We start from the raw sequence: 17,961 nt of genomic DNA, 5'->3' as shown, positions 1-17,961 counted from the left end.
TCCGTCGGGAGACACACCATGCTTGAGAAGGACCAGATCACCGCCATCGCCGATGAGCTCGCCACCGCCGAGTCACAGCGCAGCACGATCCCGCTGCTGACCACCCGGTACCCCGAGATGACCATCGAGGACTCCTACGCGGTGCAGAACGAATGGCGACGTCGCGCCGTCGCCTCGGGGCGCCGACTGGTGGGCCGAAAGATCGGACTCACCTCGAAGGTCATGCAGGTCGCCACCGGCATCACCGAACCCGACTACGGTGCCATCTTCGACGACATGGTCTACGAGAACGGCTCGGTGATCGAACACTCCCGCTTCTCCAACGTGCGCATCGAGGTGGAGCTTGCCTTCAAGCTCGGCAAGCCGCTCTCCGGGCCTGGGGTCACCGTCTTCGATGTGCTGGACGCCACCGACTACGTGGTGCCGGCCCTGGAGATCCTCTCCAGCAGGATCGAGATGGCCGGCCGCACGATCGTGGACACGATCAGTGACAACGCAGCGATGGGCGCGATGGTCTACGGAGGTAACCCCGTGGCCCCGGACGCGGTGGACCTGCGCTGGATCTCGGCGCTGCTCTACCGCAATGAGACCATCGAGGAATCCGGGGTGGCCGCCGCAGTGCTCAACCACCCCGCCATGGGAGTGGTCTGGCTGGCCAACAAGCTCGCGCAGCACGGAGACAGCCTGCAGGCGGGAGAACTCATCCTCGCCGGCTCCTTCACCCGCCCCATGTGGGTCGAACAAGGCGACACCGTGACCTGCGACTACGGAGAACTAGGAACCCTGACATGCCGTTTCGACTGAAGCCGACCCTGCGCGAGGACCTCGCGACCGCGGACCGGGCACTCATCGGAGGCTGGGTCTGCTCAGGGTCCCCGGTGATGGCAGAGATCATGGCGGGCTCAGGGCTCGACGTCGTGCTCATCGACATGGAGCACGCACCGAACACGCTGGAGTCCGTGCTGGTCCAGCTTCACGCGCTTTCCGGGTATCCGGTGACGCCCATCATCCGGGTGCCCTCCGCCGATCCGGTGATCATCAAGCAGGTCCTGGACCTGGGCGTGCAGAATCTCCTGGTGCCGATGATCTCCACACCGGAGCAGGCCCGCGACGTGGCCGCGGCGACGCAGTATCCGCCGCGCGGCATACGAGGCATCGGCAATGCCCTGGCCCGGTCCGGACGATGGAACCGGGTACAGAACTACCTGGAGGAGGGCGCGCAGCACGTGAGCGTCTTCGTCCAGCTCGAGACCGTCGAAGGTGTGGAGAATGCCGAGGCCATCGCCGCCGTCGAGGGCGTCGACGGCATCTTCGCCGGCCCCAGCGACCTCTCAGCCTCCATGGGACTGCTGGGCCAACAGACCCACCCCGACGTCATCGCCGCCGTGAAGCACAGCTTCGCCGCGGCGCGGGCCGCCGGCAAGACGGCCGGGGTCAACGCCTTCGATCCGACAGCCGCCCACGACTACCTCGACGCCGGAGCGGCGTGGGTGCTCGTAGGCGCCGATGTCGCGCTGGTGGCGCGCGGCTCGGAGAAGCTCGCCGCGGACTTCATCCCACGTTCCGCTCACTGAGGAGTCAGACATGCAGTTTCATCACCACGGCTACGTCTCGCAGAACCCGCGGGTCCAGGCCCCGGCCGGGCTCGGACTCGATCGGCCCGAGCAGCTGCCCGAGCACATGGACGTGCTCATCGTCGGCACCGGCCCCGCCGGGATGATCACCGCCGCCCAGCTCGCGCAGTTCCCGCAGGTGCACACCCGCATCATCGAGAAGCGCGACGGACGCCTCGAGGTCGGTCAGGCCGACGGGATCCAGGCCCGCAGCGTGGAGACCTTCCAGGCTTTCGGCTTCGCCGACGAGATCTCCAATGAGGCGTATCACATCACCGAGATGGCGTTCTGGAAGCCCGACCCGGAAGCGCCGGAGAACATCACTCGCACCGCCCGGCCCGACGATGACCCGGAGGGAATCAGCGAGTTCCCGCACCTGATCGTCAACCAGGCCCGGGTGTTGGACTACTTCGGAGAGTCCATGGCCAACTCACCGTCGCGGATGACCCCCGACTACGGCTGGGAATTCCTGGGCCTGACCGTCCACGAAGAGGGCGAACACCCGGTGGAGGTCTCCCTGCGCCGTGCCGCCGGTCCGGAGGCCGGAGCCGAACGCACCGTCTGGGCGAAATACGTGCTCGGCGCCGACGGTGCGCGCAGCGGCGTGCGCACGTCCATCGGCCGGAGCCTGACCGGAGACCGGGCAAACCACGCCTGGGGCGTCATGGACGTGCTGGCGGTCACCGACTTCCCCGATATCCGCCGCAAATGCGCCATCCAGTCCCACTCGGGAGGCAGCATCCTGCTGATACCGCGCGAGGGAGGCCACCTGTTCCGGATGTACGTGGACCTCGGCGAGGTCCAGCCCGGCCAGGGAGAGCAGGTCCGCAAGACCACCATTGAGACGATCATCGAGAAGGCCAACACGATCATGGCCCCGTTCACCGTGGACGTGAAGCACGTGGCCTGGCACAGCGTGTACGAGGTCGGACACCGGGTGACCGACAAGTTCGACGACGTGCCCGAGGAGCTGACCGGTGAACGTGACCCCCGGGTCTTCATCGCCGGAGACGCCTGCCATACGCACAGCGCGAAGGCCGGTCAGGGCATGAATGTCTCCATGCAGGACGGCTTCAACCTGGGCTGGAAGCTGGGCCAGGTGCTGCAGGGGCGCAGCCCCGCCGCGCTGCTGCGCACCTACTCCGGGGAGCGTCAGGTGATCGCGCAGAACCTGATCGACTTCGACAAGGAATGGTCCACCCTGATGGCGCAGAAGCCCGAGGAGATGGAGGACCCCTCCACGCTGGAGGACTTCTACGTCAAGACCATCGAGTTCCCCGCCGGTTTCATGACCCAGTACAGCCCCTCGATCATCACCGGAGCCGACACGCACCAGGATCTCGCGAGCGGATTCACCGTGGGCAAGCGGTTCAAGTCGGAGCTGGTGTGCCGCGTCAGCGACGGCAACCCGCTGCACCTGGGTCACTTGGCCACCGCCGACGGACGCTGGCGGCTCTATGCCTTCGCCGATGCTCCGAGCGCGGGGGAGGACTCCGCACTGCGCTCCTGGGCGCACTGGCTGCACACCGATCCCAGCTCCCCCGTGCGCCGCTTCACCCCGGCCGGAGAGGATGAGGACGCCCTCTTCGACGTCAAGGTCATCTACCAGCAGCGGCATCCCGCGCTGGAGGTCACCGACGCCCCGCGCGCCTTCCTCCCGGTGGTGCGGCCCTTCGGGCTGACCGCCAGGGATCGCGTCTTCGGCACCCACCCCGAACGGGACATCTTCACCGAGCGCGGCATCAGCCGGGCGGGCTGCGTCGTCGTCGTGCGCCCCGACCAGTACGTGGCGCACGTGCTGCCGCTCACCGACACGGCCGCCCTGGCCGACTTCTTCGCACCGATCTTCCTGGAGCCCACGTCATGACCACCGAACAGACCCAGAACGACACCCTCGCGGTGCTCAACCCTGCCACCGGTGAGACCGTCGGTCGCGTCCACGATCACTCCGGCGAGGAGGCAGCAGCCCTGGTCGACGCCGCACAGGCAGGCTTCGAAGCCTGGCGCGCCACCACGCCGCGGCACCGCTCAGAGGTGCTCACGGCCGCCTTCCTGGGCATGCGCGCCCATGCCGACCGGCTGCGCGACCTGATCGTGGCGGAGAACGGAAAGTCTCAGGCGGATGCGGCCGCCGAGGTGAGCTATGCCAGTGAGTTCTTCCGCTGGTATGCCGAGGAGGCAGTACGCACACCCGGTGACTACACGGAGGCCCCGGCCGGGGGAGTGCGCAATGTCATCACCCGGCACCCTGTGGGAGTGGCGGTGCTGATCACCCCGTGGAACTTTCCGGCGGCCATGGCGACCCGCAAGATCGGCCCGGCCCTGGCGGCAGGCTGTTCGGTGCTCCTGAAGCCCGCCAGCGAGACCCCGCTGACGGCCTTCGCCATCGCCGAGATCCTCACCGAGGCAGGAGTGCCGGAAGGCGTGGTTCAGGTGGCCGCCTCCCGCAGCGCCAGTACGGTGGTCTCCGCATGGCTGGCTGATGACCGGGTCCGCAAGCTCTCCTTCACCGGGTCCACCGGCGTCGGCCGCAGACTCCTTGCGCAGTGCGCCGAACGCGTGGTCAACACCTCGATGGAGCTCGGTGGCAACGCGCCCTTCATCGTCACCGCCGGAGCCGACATCGATGCCGCCGTGGAGGGAGCCATGCTGGCGAAGTTCCGCAACGGCGGACAGGCCTGCACCGCAGCCAACCGCTTCTATGTGCACCAGGACGTGCTGGGGGAGTTCACCGAGAAATTCGGCGCCAAGATCGCGGCCCTGCGTGTCGGAGACCCCGCCCAGGGCGCTGATATCGGCCCGGTGATCACCGAGAAGGCGGCCGGAGAGATCCGCGGCCTGGTGCAGCGCGCCCAGGAACGGGGAGCCGTGATCGCTGCCCGGGCGGAGCTGCCCGCCGACGCGACGGCGGCGTTCCTCGCGCCCACCCTGCTGACCGGAGTGCCCACGGACGCCGAGATCCTCAGTCAGGAGATCTTCGGCCCCATAGCCCCAGTGGTCGCATGGACCGACCTCGACGCGATGATCGACCTCGCGAACGCCCCGGAGGTCGGGCTCTCCGCCTACGTCTACGCCGGGAAGCTGCAGACGGCGATGAAGATCGCGGAACGGCTCGAGGCCGGGATGGTCGGGGTCAACCGCGGGATCGTCTCGGACCCCAGTGCACCCTTCGGCGGGGTCAAGCAGGCAGGGATAGGTCGCGAGGGCGGGGCCTTCGGGATGGAGGAGTTCACCGAGGTTCAGTATCTCAGCGTCGATTGGTCCTGATGCAGAGACGATCCTGACCACACGACGGTTCTGTCACCTGTCAGGCCGTGCAATGGAACAGGAAGTGTGCGGCGCTCAATCGCGCAGGACCTTCTCCATCGGTCTGCCCTTGGCGAGCTCATCGATGAGCTTGTCCAGATAGCGGATCTCCCGCATGGTGGGCTCTTCGATCTCCTCGACCCGGACCCCACAGATGACCCCGGTGATCAGGGACCGTGCGGGGTTCATGGCGGGCGCCTGATCGAAGAACGTCTCACAGTCTGTCCCGGCGCCCAGGACCGCCTGGAGCTGCTGCGCCGAGTACCCGGTGAGCCAGCCGATGACCTCATCCACCTCGGCCTGAGACCGCCCCTTCTTCTCCGCCTTGGCCACGTAGTGCGGATAGACCGCGGCGAAGCTCATGGTGTAAATCCGATGCCTGCTCATATCGGGTCCTTTCTGCGATTGCACTGAACTGTGGTCCCCGCCGATCCCCTCCTCGAGGAGGGGACAAGGTCCCTCCGCTGGGAGGGGGTGCTCTGCCTGCCGCTGCGATGAACTGGAGTCACCGAACTTCCAGGACAGGCGCAGCAGCGCCGGAACGGACACTGACCACCATGACCACCACATCTCCCAGCATAGAGATCTCCCATCTCGCCAAGAGCTACGGCTCCACCCAGGCGGTGACGGACGTCACCTTCAGCGCTGAATCCGGCCGCGTGCTGGCGCTGCTCGGCCCCAACGGTGCCGGCAAGACCACCACGATGCGCATCCTGCTCGGCCTGGCCACCGCGGAGAGCGGACACGCCCTCATTGACGGAAGAGCCTACTCCGCATTCTCCTCACCAGCCCACCGCGTAGGTGCCGTGCTCGACGCCGGCGGGCTCCATCCCGACCGCACTGCACGGGAACACCTTCGCATCACCGCCGCCATGATCGGGGGCAGCCAGCAGATCATCTCACCGGTGCTTGAGCAGGTCGGCTTGGCTGAGGCCGCCGACCGTCCTGTGCGCGGCTACTCGCTGGGCATGCGCCAGCGCCTGGCTCTGGCCAACGCGCTGCTCGGGGACCCGTCAATCCTGGTGCTGGATGAGCCTGCCAACGGACTGGACCCGGCGGGCATCCGCTGGCTGCGCCAGTACTTGCGCTCCTTCGCCGCACAGGGCGGGACCGTTCTCCTCTCCACCCACGTGCTGACCGAGGTGTCCCTGGTCGCCGATGACCTCGTGATCATCGATCGTGGCCGAAGCCTCATCACCGGGGCACTGGATGCGCTCACCGCCGACAGTGATCTTGAACAGCTCTACCTCTCTATGACCTCCGCCGGCTCAGACCGACCAGCCCATCACACCCCCGGCACGCCTGCCGGCTCCACCTCGACAGATCGTGAGACCCTGCGATGATCCGCGCCGAACTGCTCAAGATGACCACCACGAAGGCCCCGAAGATCGCCGCGGCCGTCGGCATCCTCGGTGTGGCCGCCACCCAGCTCGCCAGCGGATGGCTGTTGCCAGCCATCAGCCATATGGACCCTGACCTGCAGGACAGCGTCGCCGAAATGGCCACCTCCACGGCGGATCAGCAGCTCGCGGCCATGAACGTCCTCGGCGGAGGCTCGCTCTCCAGCGGATCCGTCAGCGTCGGGCTCGTCGCGGTGCTGCTTCTCGGTGCGCTGATCGCGACCTCCGACTTCCGCCACGGCGGCCTCATCAACGCCGCCCTCGCTTCACCTCGCCGAGGTCGCATCATGGGAGCCAAGACGGCGGCGACCGCCATGGCCATGGTGGCCGTGGGGCTCGGCTACGCCCTCGTGCAGGGACTTCTGGTGGCGGTTGCTCCCAGCACCCTCGGGGCCGGAGGGCTCTCGGCAAGCTGGTGGGACATCGCCGACGTGCTCGGCCGCGGGATTCTTGCGCTGATCCCGCTGGGCGTGTTCGGTCTGTCTGCGGGGCTGCTCATCCGCAGCCAGAGCGCCACCTTCCTCGTGCTCATCGGTGCCGCCGTCGCCGATGTCACACTCGGCGCGATCCTTGCCGTCGTCCCAGCCACCAGCAGCTGGGCCAGCTACACGCCGCTGGCGCTGGTATCGACCGCGACGGGCCCGTCCGGGGGTCTCGGCGCAGGCCTGGCGCTGGGCATCCTGACTATGATGGCGCTGGCAGCGGCAAGCGTGGCCTGGATGACGCTGCGCCGCCGGGACCTCTGAGACTCGCCATCCGGACCGGTGACAGGAGAAGACCCATGGAGCATTCCACGACTGACGTGCCCAGCGCGCACACCTGGACGTGGACCCCCTCATTGGTCATCCTGGCCATCATCCCGCTGCTCTTCGCTGTGCCGGAGTTCCTGAACTCCGGCACAGCGGTGCTTCTCACCACCGGAACGCTCGTGGTCCAGGCGGTCGTGCTGCTGGGCAGCTGGAGATGGCCCGGGACCATCCTGGCGGTCGTCACGCTCAGCGACGCTCTGCTCTTCGCGCTGGATGAGGGCAATACCAGCGCTGGGCTTGCGGTGCTCTTCGCCGCCTATGCCACCAGGCGATCGCTGCCTCGTGACGCCGCGGCCCGGCGGATCGTTCCCTGGGCGGTGTTCAGCGTGATCGTGGCCGCGACCACCGGTGCCACGGGAGAGCTCGCCCAGTACGGCGAGATCCCGCTGGCCCTTGCACGTGGACTGGTGCTCTTCGGACTCGCCTGGCTGACCGCCGAGATCGTGATCGGGCGGGCCCAGCTGATCCAGGCGTTGATCGAACGCGCGGAGATCGCCGAGCGCGAGCAGGAGCTTGTCGCCCAGCAGGCAGTCCAGGATCAGCGCACCATGATCGCCCGAGAGCTCCATGACATCGCAGCCCACCACCTCACCGGAATCATCGTCAGCGCCCAGGCCGCCAGCGCTCTGGCACAGACTGACCCGCAGGCCCAACGGGGGTATCTGAGCTCGGTGCAGCGTGACGCCCGCTCGGCGCTGGAGAACCTGCGCCGCACGCTCGGTCTGCTCCGCGCCGAAGAAGGTTCCACCGCGCTCGGCGCCCCCTCCATGGCCGATCTGCCGCAGGTCATCGAGGACGCCGAAGCACGCGGAACCCCGGTGGAGCTGCGCCAGCAGGGTCAGGCCTGGACGCTGGGGCCGGTGGCCGGCGTCGTCGTCATCCGTGGAATCCAGGAGGCGCTGGCAAACATCACCAAGCACGCCCCCGGTGCGAGGGCGCGGCTCACCGTGGACTGGGGGAGTGATCAGCTGAACATCGAGGTCCACGACGACGGCGCGGCCCACCCCGCCACGCCCCTTCCGGCCAGCGGCTATGGTCTGACCGGGCTGCGCGAACGCCTCCGGCTGGTCCACGGGGCCCTCGAAGCCGGGCCCACGGGGCCGGGCTGGCGCACCGCGTTCAGCCTTCCGCGCGAGCGCACCGAGAGCGCCGAACCTGCTGTGAAGGGACAGCTGCTGTGATCACCGTGCTCATCGTCGATGACCAGCCCGTGGTCCGCGCCGGGCTGTCCGTGGTGCTCGACGCCGAACCGGACTTCCAGGTGCTCGGACAGGCCGCCGACGGTGCCGAGGCTGCCCGGCTGACCGCAGAGCTCTCGCCCGACGTGGTCTGCATGGACGTGCGCATGCCGGGCACGGACGGGATCACCGCCACCCGGGAGATCGTCGCCTCCGGCTCCACGGCCAGGGTGCTGATCCTGACCACCTTCGACATCGACGAGTACGTCTTCGCCGCACTCGAGGCCGGGGCCTCCGGATTCCTGCTCAAGGGAGCCGAGGAAGCCGTGATCGCCCAGGCAATCCGGTCGGTGGCTGCGGGCGGGGGAACTCTCGATCAGCGCATCACCCATAAGGTCATCACCGAGTTCGCCCAGCGCAGCAGTGCTCCGCGCGGCGGGACCGAACCGGGGACGGTCACTCGGGGCGCCCTGGGGCGGGAACCTCTCGCTCCGCAGACCCCTGCGCTGACGCCGCGGGAGACGGAGGTTCTGCGGCTGATCACCCAGGGTCTCTCCAACGCCGAGATCGGGGAATCCCTTGTCGTGGAGGTGACCACGGTGAAGTACCACGTGCAGTCGATCCTGATGAAGACCCAGAGCCGGGACCGGCTTCAGGCAGCCATCTGGGGGCTGCGCCACGGGATCGCCGGAGAGGATCCCCGCTGAACCCCGTGGCCCGAGACCCCCTGGAAGTGCTCAGCGCCGCGTGACAGGATCGGAGGTGCAGGACTCGATCGCTGGTCGGCACCGACGTCCGGCACACGGGTCAGGCAACAACTCCTGAGGAGGACCACGATGAAAGCACTCCAGTACGTCGCCATCGGCCAGCCGCCCGAAGTCCGTGAAGTCCCCACACCAGAGCCCGGGCCTGGTGAGGTCAGGCTGCGGATCACCGCCGCCGGCGCCTGCCATTCCGACAGCTTCGTCATGGGGCTGAGCGAGGAGCAGTACGCGAACTTCGGTTACCCGTTGCCCATGACGCTGGGCCATGAGGGGGTCGGCGTCGTCGATGCGCTGGGGGAGGGGACCACCGGGGTGGAGCTCGGTGACGCCGTCGCCGTCTACGGTCCGCTGGGCTGCGGCCGCTGTCACTCCTGCGCCCAGGGCTTCGAGAACTATTGCCCCCATGCAGCCGGAATGGGGATCACCCCTCCCGGTCTCGGCCGCGACGGAGCCATGGCGGAGTACCTGATCGTGAGCGACCCGCGCCTGCTGATCCCGATCAAGGACCTGGACCCGGTCAAGAGCGTGGCCCTGACCGACGCCGGACTCACGCCCTACCACGCGATCAAGGGCTCTCTGGACCTGCTGGTGCCGGGAAGCGTGGCCGTGGTCATCGGTGTCGGCGGCCTCGGGCACATCGCTGTGCAGCTGCTGCGCAGCCTCACCTCAGCCACCTTGGTGGCGCTGGACATCAGCCAGGACAAGCTCGAGTTCGCCCGCGAAGTGGGGGCCCACCACGCCTTCCTCTCCGACGACGGCGCCGCGGCGAACATCGCCGAGGCAGTGGGCCCGGGTCCGGTCACCGCGATCTTCGACTTCGTCACCAATGAACCGGTCATGAAGATCGCCCGGTCGCTCAGCGGCCCACGCACCGACCTGGTGCTCGTCGGAGCAGGAGCGGTGGAGACCAGCGTCGGCCTGCTAGGGCAGCCCTACGGTTCGCGGATCCGCGCCCCGTATTGGGGTGCACGCCCGGAGCTGATGGAGGTCGTCGAACTCGCCCGGACCGGCCACCTCGAGGTGGAGACCAAGCAGTTCAACATGGAACAGGCGCCGGAGGCGTACCGCAAGCTGCACGACGGTGAACTGCGCGGACGCGCCGTCGTGGTGCCGTAAGGCGTCGTGCCAGAAACGGCGCTGCCGAGGACGTAGCGCGCGCGAGCGCAATGGGTAAAGTGGTAGCTGACGGGGATGGCCCTCATTGCGGGGGCGCCACCCCCGTCGGCTGCCACGAGGCCCCCGCGGGAGCGTCCTCATGAGCCACGACAGCCACCACACCACCAGGCCGATCCCCTTCGAGCCCGCCCGGCGGGAGCTCGGTGTCATCGTCGGTTTCGACGGCTCCAAACAGGCGTTCCTGGCACTGCACTATGCGGCCCGCGCCTCTCGGCGAAGCGGACGCGTGCTGACCGTGATCACTGCCTTCACCGTCCCGACACCGCTGTACACGACCCTGGCAGCCGTCCCCGAGCAGTCCGAGGCCGAGGCCCATCTCGCCGCTGCCAGGAAGGTGCTCGAAGAGGCTCGCAGCTACCTCCAGGACTACCCCGGAAAGGTCATCTACCGGGCCGAACGCGGAGATGCGGCCGGGGTGCTGGTGGATCTCTCGAGCATCGCCGAACTGGCAGTCGTGGGCGCGCGCGGTCGCGGTGGTTTCCTCGGACGGGTCCTGGGATCCGTGTCTTCGGCCCTGCCAGCCCACGCTGACTGTCCCACCGTGGTGGTGCCTCGACAGTATCCGGTGGGGGAGGCCGAGGGCGAGGCGCGGTTCGAGCCGAGCGCGGACCAGCGTCCGGTCGTCGTAGGGATCGACGGATCGGCCCAGAGCCGAGTGGCGACGCTCCAGGCGGCACAGGCCGCGCAGAACCGCGGGGTCCAGCTGCACCTGCTGCTCGCCCTTCCCTCCCTGGAGGGATGGCTTCAATGGTATCCGGAGCTGAACGCCCCCGAGGAGGCGGTCACCGATCGCCGGAAGACTCAGCTGGAGAAGTCGCTGGAGGCAGAGGTGGAGTGGTTGAAGAGGCACTACCCTTCCCTGGAGGTCACGGCTCTGGTCAGGCCAGGGGATCCCACGGCCCTGTTGGTGAGAGAGACTGATCACGCGCAGCTGACGGTCCTCGGCACGCGTGGCCGAGGCGAGATCGCGGGCACGATGCTCGGTTCCGTGTCGCGCGGAGTACTTCACAAGGCGACAGGTCCGGTGATGGTCGTGCCCTATCTCAAGGACGATCGCTTGGCGGACCAGCCGGAGTTCATCCGGTGAGCCGCGCGACGGCGCGCATCATTCTGGTCCGCGCCGTGAACGTCGGGGGCACCGCGAAGCTGCCGATGGCGCAGTGGCGGTCGCTGGCCGAATCACTGGGCGCGACAGGAGTGGAGACGTATATCGCCTCCGGCAACATGGTGTGTACCCCGGTCGGTGACCCCGAGGTCTTTGACCGTGCGCTGGAGAACGCCGTGCAGCAGCAGCTCGGATTCTTCCGCGAGGTGATCAGCCGCTCGGTCCAGGAGGTCACCGCTGCGTTGGCGGCCCATCCCTTCGAGGAACTCGACCCCCGGTTCTCCTACATCACGTTCTTGGCCGGAGAGCCGACCGCCGAGGCGGTGGCGAAGGCGCAGAGCTTCGCAACCGGCGCAGACGAATGGAGGGTCATCGGCCGGGAGATGCACATCCGCTACGCCGAAGGTGCAGGCAGGGCCCAGATGAAGGACGCCGCAATCGGCAGGGCGCTGGGGGTGCCCGGGACAGCGCGAAACCTCAACACGGTGCGCCGGCTCATCAGCCTCACCTCCGACTAGCCCGAACTGCCTCGGCGATCGAAGTGGTTCCTCGGTTGAGCTCCAGGACCTGCGGCGCGAGCGCTGGGTTGTGGAGCATCTCCTCGGCGGGGAGGCGGCCCACGCCTCCGTTGGTCCCGAACACGAATATCTCCATATCAGAGCCATTCTCTGGAGCGCGCGTACCGCGCTGCCTCGCGGCGATTACGAGTCTGGGTCTTGTGCATGGCGTTCGAGAGGTAGTTCCGCACGGTTCCTTCGGCCAGGTACAGGCGAGCGGAGATCTCACCGACGGAGTAGCCCTCCAGCGTCTCGCGCAACACATCGAGCTCCCGGTCGGTCAGCGGTGAATCATCGACCACCGCCAGCGCGGAGATGTCCGGATCGATCCAGCGTCTGCCCGCGTGCAGGGTCTCGATCACTTCAGCGATCAGGCTCGGATGGGCAGATTTGCTGACGAAACCGCGAACGCCGAGTTTGAGCGCGCGGCGCAGTACTCCTGGCCGGGCGTGACGGGTGAGCATGAGCACCACCTGCTCGGGCCGCTGCCGAAGGATCATCTCCACGGCCGAGAGACCGTCGGTGCCCGGCATCTCGAGGTCGATGACCAGTACGTCGGGATGGTGCGCCATGACGACGTCGACCGCGGCGGTCCCGTCGGCGGCCTCGCCCACGATCGTGATGTCAGCCTTGAGCGGCAGCAGCGAGGACAGTGCTGAGCGCAGCAGGGCTTCGTCATCGACGAGCACGACATTGATCATGACAGGCTCGGTTCCTCGGGTGCGGTGGTCACTTGTGGAAAGTGCACCGCGGTGCGGAATTCTCCCTCAGACTGCGAGACGGCGAGCGCCCCGCCATCATTGGCCACGCGAGCGCGCAGTGTCTCCAGTCCGTTCAGGGCCGGCAGCGGTCCCGGGTCGGCGCCGTCGTTGATGATCTCGATCCCGGTGTTGGAGATCGTGATCATCACATGGCTCGAGTCGGCGTGGCGCAGTATGTTCGTGGTCGTCTCCCGCAGGACCTGTCCCAGCAGTTCGCTGTGACCGTCCGCGGCCTCGCCGTGTCGGGTGATCCGCACCGCCACTCCCGCGGCCTCGAAGAGATTCCGTGCGTTCTCCAGCTCCGCGCGCAGATTGAGCGTGCGCCGGGCGTAGGCAAGGTTCTTTGTCTCTCGAATGGTCTCCTCCACCTGGGCGTAGACCTCACGCAGTTCTGTCATCGCTCGTTCGGGGTCCCGCGTCACCAGTTCCTCAGCGAGTGCGATCTTGAGGTTGACCACGTGCAGCGTATGGCCCTGGATGTCGTGGAGGTCGCTGGCGAAGCGCATGCGTTCGCGCATGATGCCCAGCTCAGCCTCTGCTTCCTGCGCGCGCTCCAGGTCCCGCAGAATCCGCCAGTAGCTCTGCATCATGAGAATCACGGCGGCGACGAAGACGCTCAGCCCGCCAGGAATCAGCACATAGCGCACGACATTGACCCAGGTGACGGGCTCGTTGAGGAAGTAGAGCCCACCGAGGGCGGCGATCAGCAGACCCAGGCCGATGATCCAGGGCAGCGGCCGCCGCAGCAGCTGGGGCATCAGCACCCCGCTGAGCATCGCGGCGCCGAAGAACGCCACCGGGTTCAGTGCGAGCACCGCACAGATGGCCCACACCACGAAGGAGAACCCCAGTGCGAGCGCGGTGGAGCGTGGATGAGCCGCCGGCTCGAACTCCAGCAGCACCAGGAAGGTCAGCAGGATGCCGGCGCTGAAGCCGAGGCCCTCGCGCCATGTCTGCGAGGTCATGGCCACAATCGCCAGCGCCACCGGGGCGATGGCGACCACCGTGGTCAGAACTGTGGCGCGGTGCATGCGCCGCTGGGCCGCAATCGAGGTCGAGGACATCAACGGGCGCCCCGGAGCGCGAATCTGTTCATGGTCCCCATCTTCTCGGCTCCATCTCCGCGGCAGAAGTGACAAAACGTCATGCGCGCTGCTGACACCCTGTGACTGCCGCGCCAGACCCCCTTGGCGTGAAATGGAGGCATGAACTCAGAAACAGTCATTGACGTCGAACGTCTCAATGTCAGCTACGACGACTTCCACGCAGTCAAAGATCTCACGTTCAACGTGAGACGGGGAGAGCTCTACGCCCTGCTCGGCACCAACGGCGCAGGCAAGACGTCCACCCTGGAGGTCATCGAAGGCCACCGCGCGTCCACTTCCGGCAAGGTGTCGATCCTGGGGGAGGACCCCCGCAACCGGAAGGCGGTTCGCCCACGGATGGGCATCATGCTCCAGGAGAGCGGCTTTTCCGCAGACCTGAGCGCCATGGAGACTCTGACGCTGATCGGCGGGCTCACCGGTCGCGAGGATCAGCCGAGCAGAGTGCTCGACGTCGTCGGGCTCACCACCAAGTCCGAGACCCGCGTCTCGGCACTCTCCGGCGGTGAGAAGCGCCGGCTGGACTTCGCGACCGCGATCTATGGGTCACCGGAGCTGATCTTCCTCGACGAGCCCACCACCGGACTCGATGTCGCCTCCCGCGATGATCTCTGGGAGGTGGTGGACCGGCTCCGGGAAGACGGCGCGACGATCGTGCTGACCACCCACTACCTGGAGGAGGCCCAGCAGCGCGCCGACCGTATCGGTCTGATGCACGAGGGCACCTTCCGGATGCAGGGCACCGTCACCGAGCTGACCCAGACTCTGCCCGGGCACATCAGCTTCACCCTCAGTGAGGATGCCCCGGTCCTGCCGCTGGAGAGCTCCACAAGCGGCGGCAAGCTCCTGATCGAGACCCATGGGCTGCAGCAGGACCTCTACACGCTGCTGTCCTGGGCCGAGGCCAACCGCACCGAGCTGCGTGACCTTGATGCGGGGCCCACCCGGCTCGACGACGTCTTCCGCTCGATCACCCGCAACTGACCCCCCGCACCTCACCACAGCGTTAGGACCACATCATGCTCACCATTGCTCGTAGCGAGCTTCAACAGATCGTTCGCAATCGGATGGTCTTCTTCAGCGCCACCGTCATCCCCGTGGGCCTGAGCCTGCTGTTCATCGCTCAGAGGGAGACCTTCAGCCAGGTCCCCACCGGCATGGGATTCCTCGCCGGTGCCTTCATGATGATCCTGATCAGCATGGGCCTGTACTCCACCGCGGTGACCACCCTGGCCGCCCGTCGGCAGACGCTCTTCCTGAAGCGGCTGCGCTCCACGGCGGTCAGCGACGTCGCCGCACTGGCGGGGATTCTCGGGCCACCTGCCCTGATCGGGATCATCCAGGTCACCGCCGTGCTCACCGTACTCGCAGTGCTCACCGAGGCTCCTGCGGCGATTCCGCTGCTGATCGTCTCCGGACTGTCCCTGGTACTGATGATGCTCGGCCTGGCGCTGGCCACCGCTGGGATCACCACCTCCCCCGAGCACGCGCAGGTGACCACGCTGCCGGTGACCATGGGAACATCCGCCGTGGCGTTCTGGATCGGGTTCACCGGCACCGAGGAGCTCGGCATGCTCAAGCGCGCCCTGCCCGGTGGGGCCGCGACCGAGCTGACCATCAACGCCTGGAACGGCGGCGTGGAGCTGGCCGATAACCTGCTGCTGCTGCCACCCACCCTGGCCTGGATCGTCATCGGAGTGCTCCTGGCCAAGCGCTTCTTCCGCTGGGAGCCCCGGCGCTAGCCTCGGCGCTTAACCAGGCGTAGGCACTGGAGCCAGCACGGCTGCGGTGCCTACACTCGCGTCATGTCGGTGCGCAGCGCGTTCGCCATCCTGACCACTGACGATCTCGAACGGCTCGTCGGGTTCTATCGAGCTGCCTTCGATGCGGAGCCGACGTACCGGTTCCCTGACGATGAGGGACGCGATGTCTATGTCACGCTCAGCATCGGGGAGGCTTCCCTGGGCATCGGCCGAGAGAGCGGGCCGACCCGCGTGACCTCCAGGATGACGCTTTGGTTCTATGTTGACGATCTCGATCTCGTCTACCGCCGCGCTCTCGATGCCGGCGGAATCGCAGTGCGCGAACCCGCCGAGATGCCCTGGGGCGAGCGAGTTGCGCAGATCCTGGATCCCGACGGGTTCTCGATCCATCTCGGTGCGGTGGACTGAACGCGGACCGGTTCCCGAGCTGAGTCAAGTGGGGGTGAGCGGAGGGACTGCGGGAGTCCCAGAGCACGGAGATCCCTGGGATCAGCGGCGCCTGGCGCGGCCGGCGGCCTTCTCGTAGAGGTTCTCCACCACGCGCTGGAAGTCACGCATGACCTCGGCTCGCTTGATCTTCAGCGAGGGCGTGAGGTGGCCGGAATCGATGGTGAAGTCGTCCTCCAGCACCGTGAAGCTGCGAATGGACTCGGCCTGGGAGACCGAGGCGTTGGCTGAGTCGATCACCTGCTGCAGATGAGCCAGGACCTGCGGATGTTCGGTGAGCTCCTTCATGGGCGTCTCCGGATCCAGTCCCTTCCCGCGCAGCCAGCTCGGCGCCACATCACTGTCCAAGGTGATCATGGCACTGATGAACGGCTTGCCGTCCCCGACCACGACCGCCTGGGAGACCAGAAGATCAGCTCGTATGGCGTCTTCGAGCTGGGCGGGGGAGACGTTCTTGCCCCCCGCGGTGACGATGATCTCCTTCTTGCGTCCGGTGATGATCAGTCGGCCCAGATCATCGAGCCGCCCTAGATCTCCGGTGTAGAACCAACCGTCGGCGCTGAAGGACTCTGCGTTGAGATCCGGACGGTTGCGGTAGCCGCGGAAGAGCGAGCTGCCCCGCACCAGGACCTCGCCGTCCTCAGCAATGCGCACCGCGTTGCCGGGAAGGGGGCGACCGATCGTCCCGATCCGGTAGTGCGCCGGCAGATTTCCTGAGACAGGCGCGGTGGTCTCGGTGAGCCCATACCCCTCGATGATCTGGATCCCGACACCGTTGAAGAAGTGCGCGAGGCGATCACCCAGCGGAGAACCGCCGGAGAAGGCATGGGTGACGTGCCCACCCATGCGGGCACGAAGCTTGGAGTAGACCAGTCGGCTGAACAGTCGGTGCTTCAGGCGCAAAGTCCACGGAGTCTTGCCCTCGGCGCTGGTCTGGGACCAGCGCACTGCCGTGTCCACGGCCGCGTCGAATATCCGCTTTCTGCCGTCGCCGTCGGCCTTCAGCGCCGCGGAGTTGTAGATCTTCTCGAAGACCCGGGGCACGCCGAGCAGGAATGTCGGCTGGATGTCGCCGAGGTCGTCGATGAGCTGTTTGATGTCGGGCGTGTGCGCGACCCGCCCGCCGGCGGCGATGAAGATCACTGAGACGAAACGGGCGAAGACGTGGGCCATGGGCAGGAACAGGACGGTGGAGGAATGCTTGCCCACGACCCCTTCCAGCGCGGCGATGGTCTGCAGGCTGTGTTCAACGAAGTTTCCGTGGGTCAGCTCGCAGCCCTTGGGCCGTCCTGTGACTCCGGAGGTGTAGATGACCGTTGCGAGGTCGTTGGTGGTCGCGGAGGAGCGGCGAGACTCCACCTCCTGCGTGGGGACTTCGCGACCGGATTCCCGGAGCGCGGCGAGGTCTCCGCCCTCGATCTGCAGCACCGAGGGCCGGGACTTCAGTGCGGAGGCATCAAGTCCTTCCCGGATGGTCTGCGCGTGGCGGGGCGTCTCGGCGAACACCAGGCTGAGTTCGGCGTCTTCGGCGATCCAGGCGATCTGCGCGGCGGATGAAGTCTCGTAGATCGGTACCGAGACCGCACCTGCGTACCAGAGGGCGAAGTCCAGCAGACTCCACTCGAAGCGGGTGGCCGACATGATGCCCACTCGGTCGCCAGGCTGCGTGCCGCGGCGGATCAAGCCCTTCGCCAGCGACGTCACTTCGGCGTGGAACTGTGCCGCGGTGACATCCACCCACGCTCCGGTCGAATCCCTGCGGGTGAAGAGGACGTTGTCGGGGTCTTCGCTGCGCTGCTGCTCTAGGAAGTCGGTGGTGTTCATCTGTGCTGGCACATCGATCAGCGCCGGTGTCGCGGTGTCCTGCAAGGATGGCCTCCGTCTCGGTGACGCCCTCGTGGCGGGTGCTGCCGCTGAGGTCTCATGGCGACTGCTGCAGAGTAAAGAATATCCTGCCTGTCAGGGCGGGTGGGCGCGGA

At 67.2% G+C, this 17,961-nt stretch carries 18 protein-coding genes; 14 read left to right on the top strand and 4 right to left on the bottom strand.

Going from position 1 to position 17,961, the window contains the following annotated elements:
• Positions 1–18: 18 nt before the first annotated feature.
• From hpaH to IY716_RS01835, 4 genes are read left to right on the top strand one after another with little or no spacing between them, the layout of a single operon-like run.
• Complete coding sequence (hpaH, locus tag IY716_RS01850) at positions 19–804, top strand: 2-oxo-hept-4-ene-1,7-dioate hydratase (RefSeq protein WP_218219945.1); 786 nt, start codon at positions 19–21, stop codon at positions 802–804.
• On the top strand, positions 789–1,574 hold the full coding sequence (locus IY716_RS01845) for an HpcH/HpaI aldolase/citrate lyase family protein (protein WP_218219944.1): 786 nt from the start codon (positions 789–791) through the stop codon (positions 1,572–1,574). The genes hpaH and IY716_RS01845 overlap by 16 nt, the downstream gene beginning before the upstream one ends.
• Before the next feature lie 10 nt (positions 1,575–1,584).
• A complete protein-coding gene (locus tag IY716_RS01840; RefSeq protein ID WP_218219943.1) occupies positions 1,585–3,480 on the top strand; it encodes an FAD-binding monooxygenase in 1,896 nt (631 codons plus the stop codon).
• The gene (locus tag IY716_RS01835) at positions 3,477–4,880 is read left to right on the top strand and encodes an NAD-dependent succinate-semialdehyde dehydrogenase (RefSeq protein ID WP_218219942.1); all 1,404 of its coding nucleotides are present in this window, start codon (positions 3,477–3,479) and stop codon (positions 4,878–4,880) included. The genes IY716_RS01840 and IY716_RS01835 overlap by 4 nt, the downstream gene beginning before the upstream one ends.
• Before the next feature lie 75 nt (positions 4,881–4,955).
• On the opposite strand, the gene IY716_RS01830 is transcribed toward IY716_RS01835, so the two are convergent.
• Positions 4,956–5,306, bottom strand: a complete 351-nt coding sequence (locus IY716_RS01830) for a DUF2200 domain-containing protein (RefSeq protein ID WP_218219941.1) — start codon at positions 5,304–5,306, stop codon at positions 4,956–4,958.
• A gap of 170 nt (positions 5,307–5,476) precedes the next feature.
• Between IY716_RS01830 and IY716_RS01825 the strand changes: the two genes are divergently transcribed.
• The 7 genes from IY716_RS01825 to IY716_RS01795 all read left to right on the top strand — a co-directional run bounded on the left by IY716_RS01825 (position 5,477) and on the right by IY716_RS01795 (position 11,869).
• Positions 5,477–6,262: an ABC transporter ATP-binding protein gene (locus IY716_RS01825; RefSeq protein ID WP_218219940.1), complete on the top strand. Its 786-nt coding sequence runs from the start codon at positions 5,477–5,479 to the stop codon at positions 6,260–6,262.
• Complete coding sequence (locus IY716_RS01820; protein WP_218219939.1) at positions 6,259–7,065, top strand: hypothetical protein; 807 nt, start codon at positions 6,259–6,261, stop codon at positions 7,063–7,065. The genes IY716_RS01825 and IY716_RS01820 overlap by 4 nt, the downstream gene beginning before the upstream one ends.
• Before the next feature lie 35 nt (positions 7,066–7,100).
• A complete protein-coding gene (locus IY716_RS01815; RefSeq protein ID WP_218219938.1) occupies positions 7,101–8,309 on the top strand; it encodes a sensor histidine kinase in 1,209 nt (402 codons plus the stop codon).
• Positions 8,306–9,013 (top strand): response regulator transcription factor, encoded by a 708-nt coding sequence (locus IY716_RS01810; RefSeq protein ID WP_218219937.1) that lies wholly within the window; start codon positions 8,306–8,308, stop codon positions 9,011–9,013. The genes IY716_RS01815 and IY716_RS01810 overlap by 4 nt, the downstream gene beginning before the upstream one ends.
• Before the next feature lie 129 nt (positions 9,014–9,142).
• A complete protein-coding gene (locus IY716_RS01805; protein WP_218219936.1) occupies positions 9,143–10,186 on the top strand; it encodes an NAD(P)-dependent alcohol dehydrogenase in 1,044 nt (347 codons plus the stop codon).
• Between the two features lie 139 nt (positions 10,187–10,325).
• On the top strand, positions 10,326–11,333 hold the full coding sequence (locus IY716_RS01800; protein ID WP_218219935.1) for a universal stress protein: 1,008 nt from the start codon (positions 10,326–10,328) through the stop codon (positions 11,331–11,333).
• Positions 11,330–11,869 carry a DUF1697 domain-containing protein gene (locus IY716_RS01795; protein WP_218219934.1) on the top strand — a complete coding sequence of 180 codons (540 nt, stop codon included), beginning with the start codon at positions 11,330–11,332 and terminating at the stop codon, positions 11,867–11,869. The genes IY716_RS01800 and IY716_RS01795 overlap by 4 nt, the downstream gene beginning before the upstream one ends.
• 137 nt (positions 11,870–12,006) lie before the next feature.
• Here IY716_RS01795 and IY716_RS01790 read toward each other — a convergent pair whose 3' ends face one another.
• On the bottom strand, positions 12,007–12,609 hold the full coding sequence (locus tag IY716_RS01790) for a response regulator transcription factor (protein ID WP_218219933.1): 603 nt from the start codon (positions 12,607–12,609) through the stop codon (positions 12,007–12,009).
• Positions 12,606–13,733 carry a sensor histidine kinase gene (locus tag IY716_RS01785; RefSeq protein ID WP_218219932.1) on the bottom strand — a complete coding sequence of 376 codons (1,128 nt, stop codon included), beginning with the start codon at positions 13,731–13,733 and terminating at the stop codon, positions 12,606–12,608. The genes IY716_RS01790 and IY716_RS01785 overlap by 4 nt, the downstream gene beginning before the upstream one ends.
• A gap of 141 nt (positions 13,734–13,874) precedes the next feature.
• Between IY716_RS01785 and IY716_RS01780 the strand changes: the two genes are divergently transcribed.
• The 3 genes from IY716_RS01780 to IY716_RS01770 all read left to right on the top strand — a co-directional run bounded on the left by IY716_RS01780 (position 13,875) and on the right by IY716_RS01770 (position 15,943).
• On the top strand, positions 13,875–14,756 hold the full coding sequence (locus IY716_RS01780) for an ABC transporter ATP-binding protein (RefSeq protein WP_218219931.1): 882 nt from the start codon (positions 13,875–13,877) through the stop codon (positions 14,754–14,756).
• A 35-nt stretch (positions 14,757–14,791) separates the two neighbouring features.
• Complete coding sequence (locus tag IY716_RS01775) at positions 14,792–15,514, top strand: ABC transporter permease (RefSeq protein ID WP_218219930.1); 723 nt, start codon at positions 14,792–14,794, stop codon at positions 15,512–15,514.
• 63 nt (positions 15,515–15,577) lie between these two features.
• The gene (locus tag IY716_RS01770) at positions 15,578–15,943 is read left to right on the top strand and encodes a glyoxalase/bleomycin resistance/extradiol dioxygenase family protein (protein ID WP_218219929.1); all 366 of its coding nucleotides are present in this window, start codon (positions 15,578–15,580) and stop codon (positions 15,941–15,943) included.
• 81 nt (positions 15,944–16,024) lie between these two features.
• Here the strand turns inward: IY716_RS01770 and IY716_RS01765 are convergent, their stop codons facing one another.
• The gene (locus IY716_RS01765) at positions 16,025–17,851 is read right to left on the bottom strand and encodes a long-chain fatty acid--CoA ligase (RefSeq protein ID WP_218219928.1); all 1,827 of its coding nucleotides are present in this window, start codon (positions 17,849–17,851) and stop codon (positions 16,025–16,027) included.
• Positions 17,852–17,961 lie beyond the last annotated feature (110 nt).

This window comes from Nesterenkonia sp. Act20 (assembly GCF_019173455.1).
In the GTDB taxonomy this organism is placed as follows: Bacteria; Actinomycetota; Actinomycetes; order Actinomycetales; family Micrococcaceae; genus Nesterenkonia.
The sequence above is the reverse complement of the archived record's forward strand: the minus strand, read 5'-3'. Positions and strand labels throughout refer to the sequence as shown.

What these genes read in the sequence shown, in the direction of transcription:
- hpaH (WP_218219945.1), top strand. Translation starts at nt 19, where the DNA reads ATGCTTGAGAAGGACCAGATCACCGCCATCGCCGATGAGCTCGCCACC.
- IY716_RS01845 (WP_218219944.1), top strand. Translation starts at nt 789, where the DNA reads ATGCCGTTTCGACTGAAGCCGACCCTGCGCGAGGACCTCGCGACCGCG.
- IY716_RS01840 (WP_218219943.1), top strand. Translation starts at nt 1,585, where the DNA reads ATGCAGTTTCATCACCACGGCTACGTCTCGCAGAACCCGCGGGTCCAG.
- IY716_RS01835 (WP_218219942.1), top strand. Translation starts at nt 3,477, where the DNA reads ATGACCACCGAACAGACCCAGAACGACACCCTCGCGGTGCTCAACCCT.
- IY716_RS01830 (WP_218219941.1), bottom strand. Translation starts at nt 5,306, where the DNA reads ATGAGCAGGCATCGGATTTACACCATGAGCTTCGCCGCGGTCTATCCG.
- IY716_RS01825 (WP_218219940.1), top strand. Translation starts at nt 5,477, where the DNA reads ATGACCACCACATCTCCCAGCATAGAGATCTCCCATCTCGCCAAGAGC.
- IY716_RS01820 (WP_218219939.1), top strand. Translation starts at nt 6,259, where the DNA reads ATGATCCGCGCCGAACTGCTCAAGATGACCACCACGAAGGCCCCGAAG.
- IY716_RS01815 (WP_218219938.1), top strand. Translation starts at nt 7,101, where the DNA reads ATGGAGCATTCCACGACTGACGTGCCCAGCGCGCACACCTGGACGTGG.
- IY716_RS01805 (WP_218219936.1), top strand. Translation starts at nt 9,143, where the DNA reads ATGAAAGCACTCCAGTACGTCGCCATCGGCCAGCCGCCCGAAGTCCGT.
- IY716_RS01800 (WP_218219935.1), top strand. Translation starts at nt 10,326, where the DNA reads ATGAGCCACGACAGCCACCACACCACCAGGCCGATCCCCTTCGAGCCC.
- IY716_RS01790 (WP_218219933.1), bottom strand. Translation starts at nt 12,609, where the DNA reads ATGATCAATGTCGTGCTCGTCGATGACGAAGCCCTGCTGCGCTCAGCA.
- IY716_RS01785 (WP_218219932.1), bottom strand. Translation starts at nt 13,733, where the DNA reads ATGTCCTCGACCTCGATTGCGGCCCAGCGGCGCATGCACCGCGCCACA.
- IY716_RS01780 (WP_218219931.1), top strand. Translation starts at nt 13,875, where the DNA reads ATGAACTCAGAAACAGTCATTGACGTCGAACGTCTCAATGTCAGCTAC.
- IY716_RS01775 (WP_218219930.1), top strand. Translation starts at nt 14,792, where the DNA reads ATGCTCACCATTGCTCGTAGCGAGCTTCAACAGATCGTTCGCAATCGG.
- IY716_RS01770 (WP_218219929.1), top strand. Translation starts at nt 15,578, where the DNA reads ATGTCGGTGCGCAGCGCGTTCGCCATCCTGACCACTGACGATCTCGAA.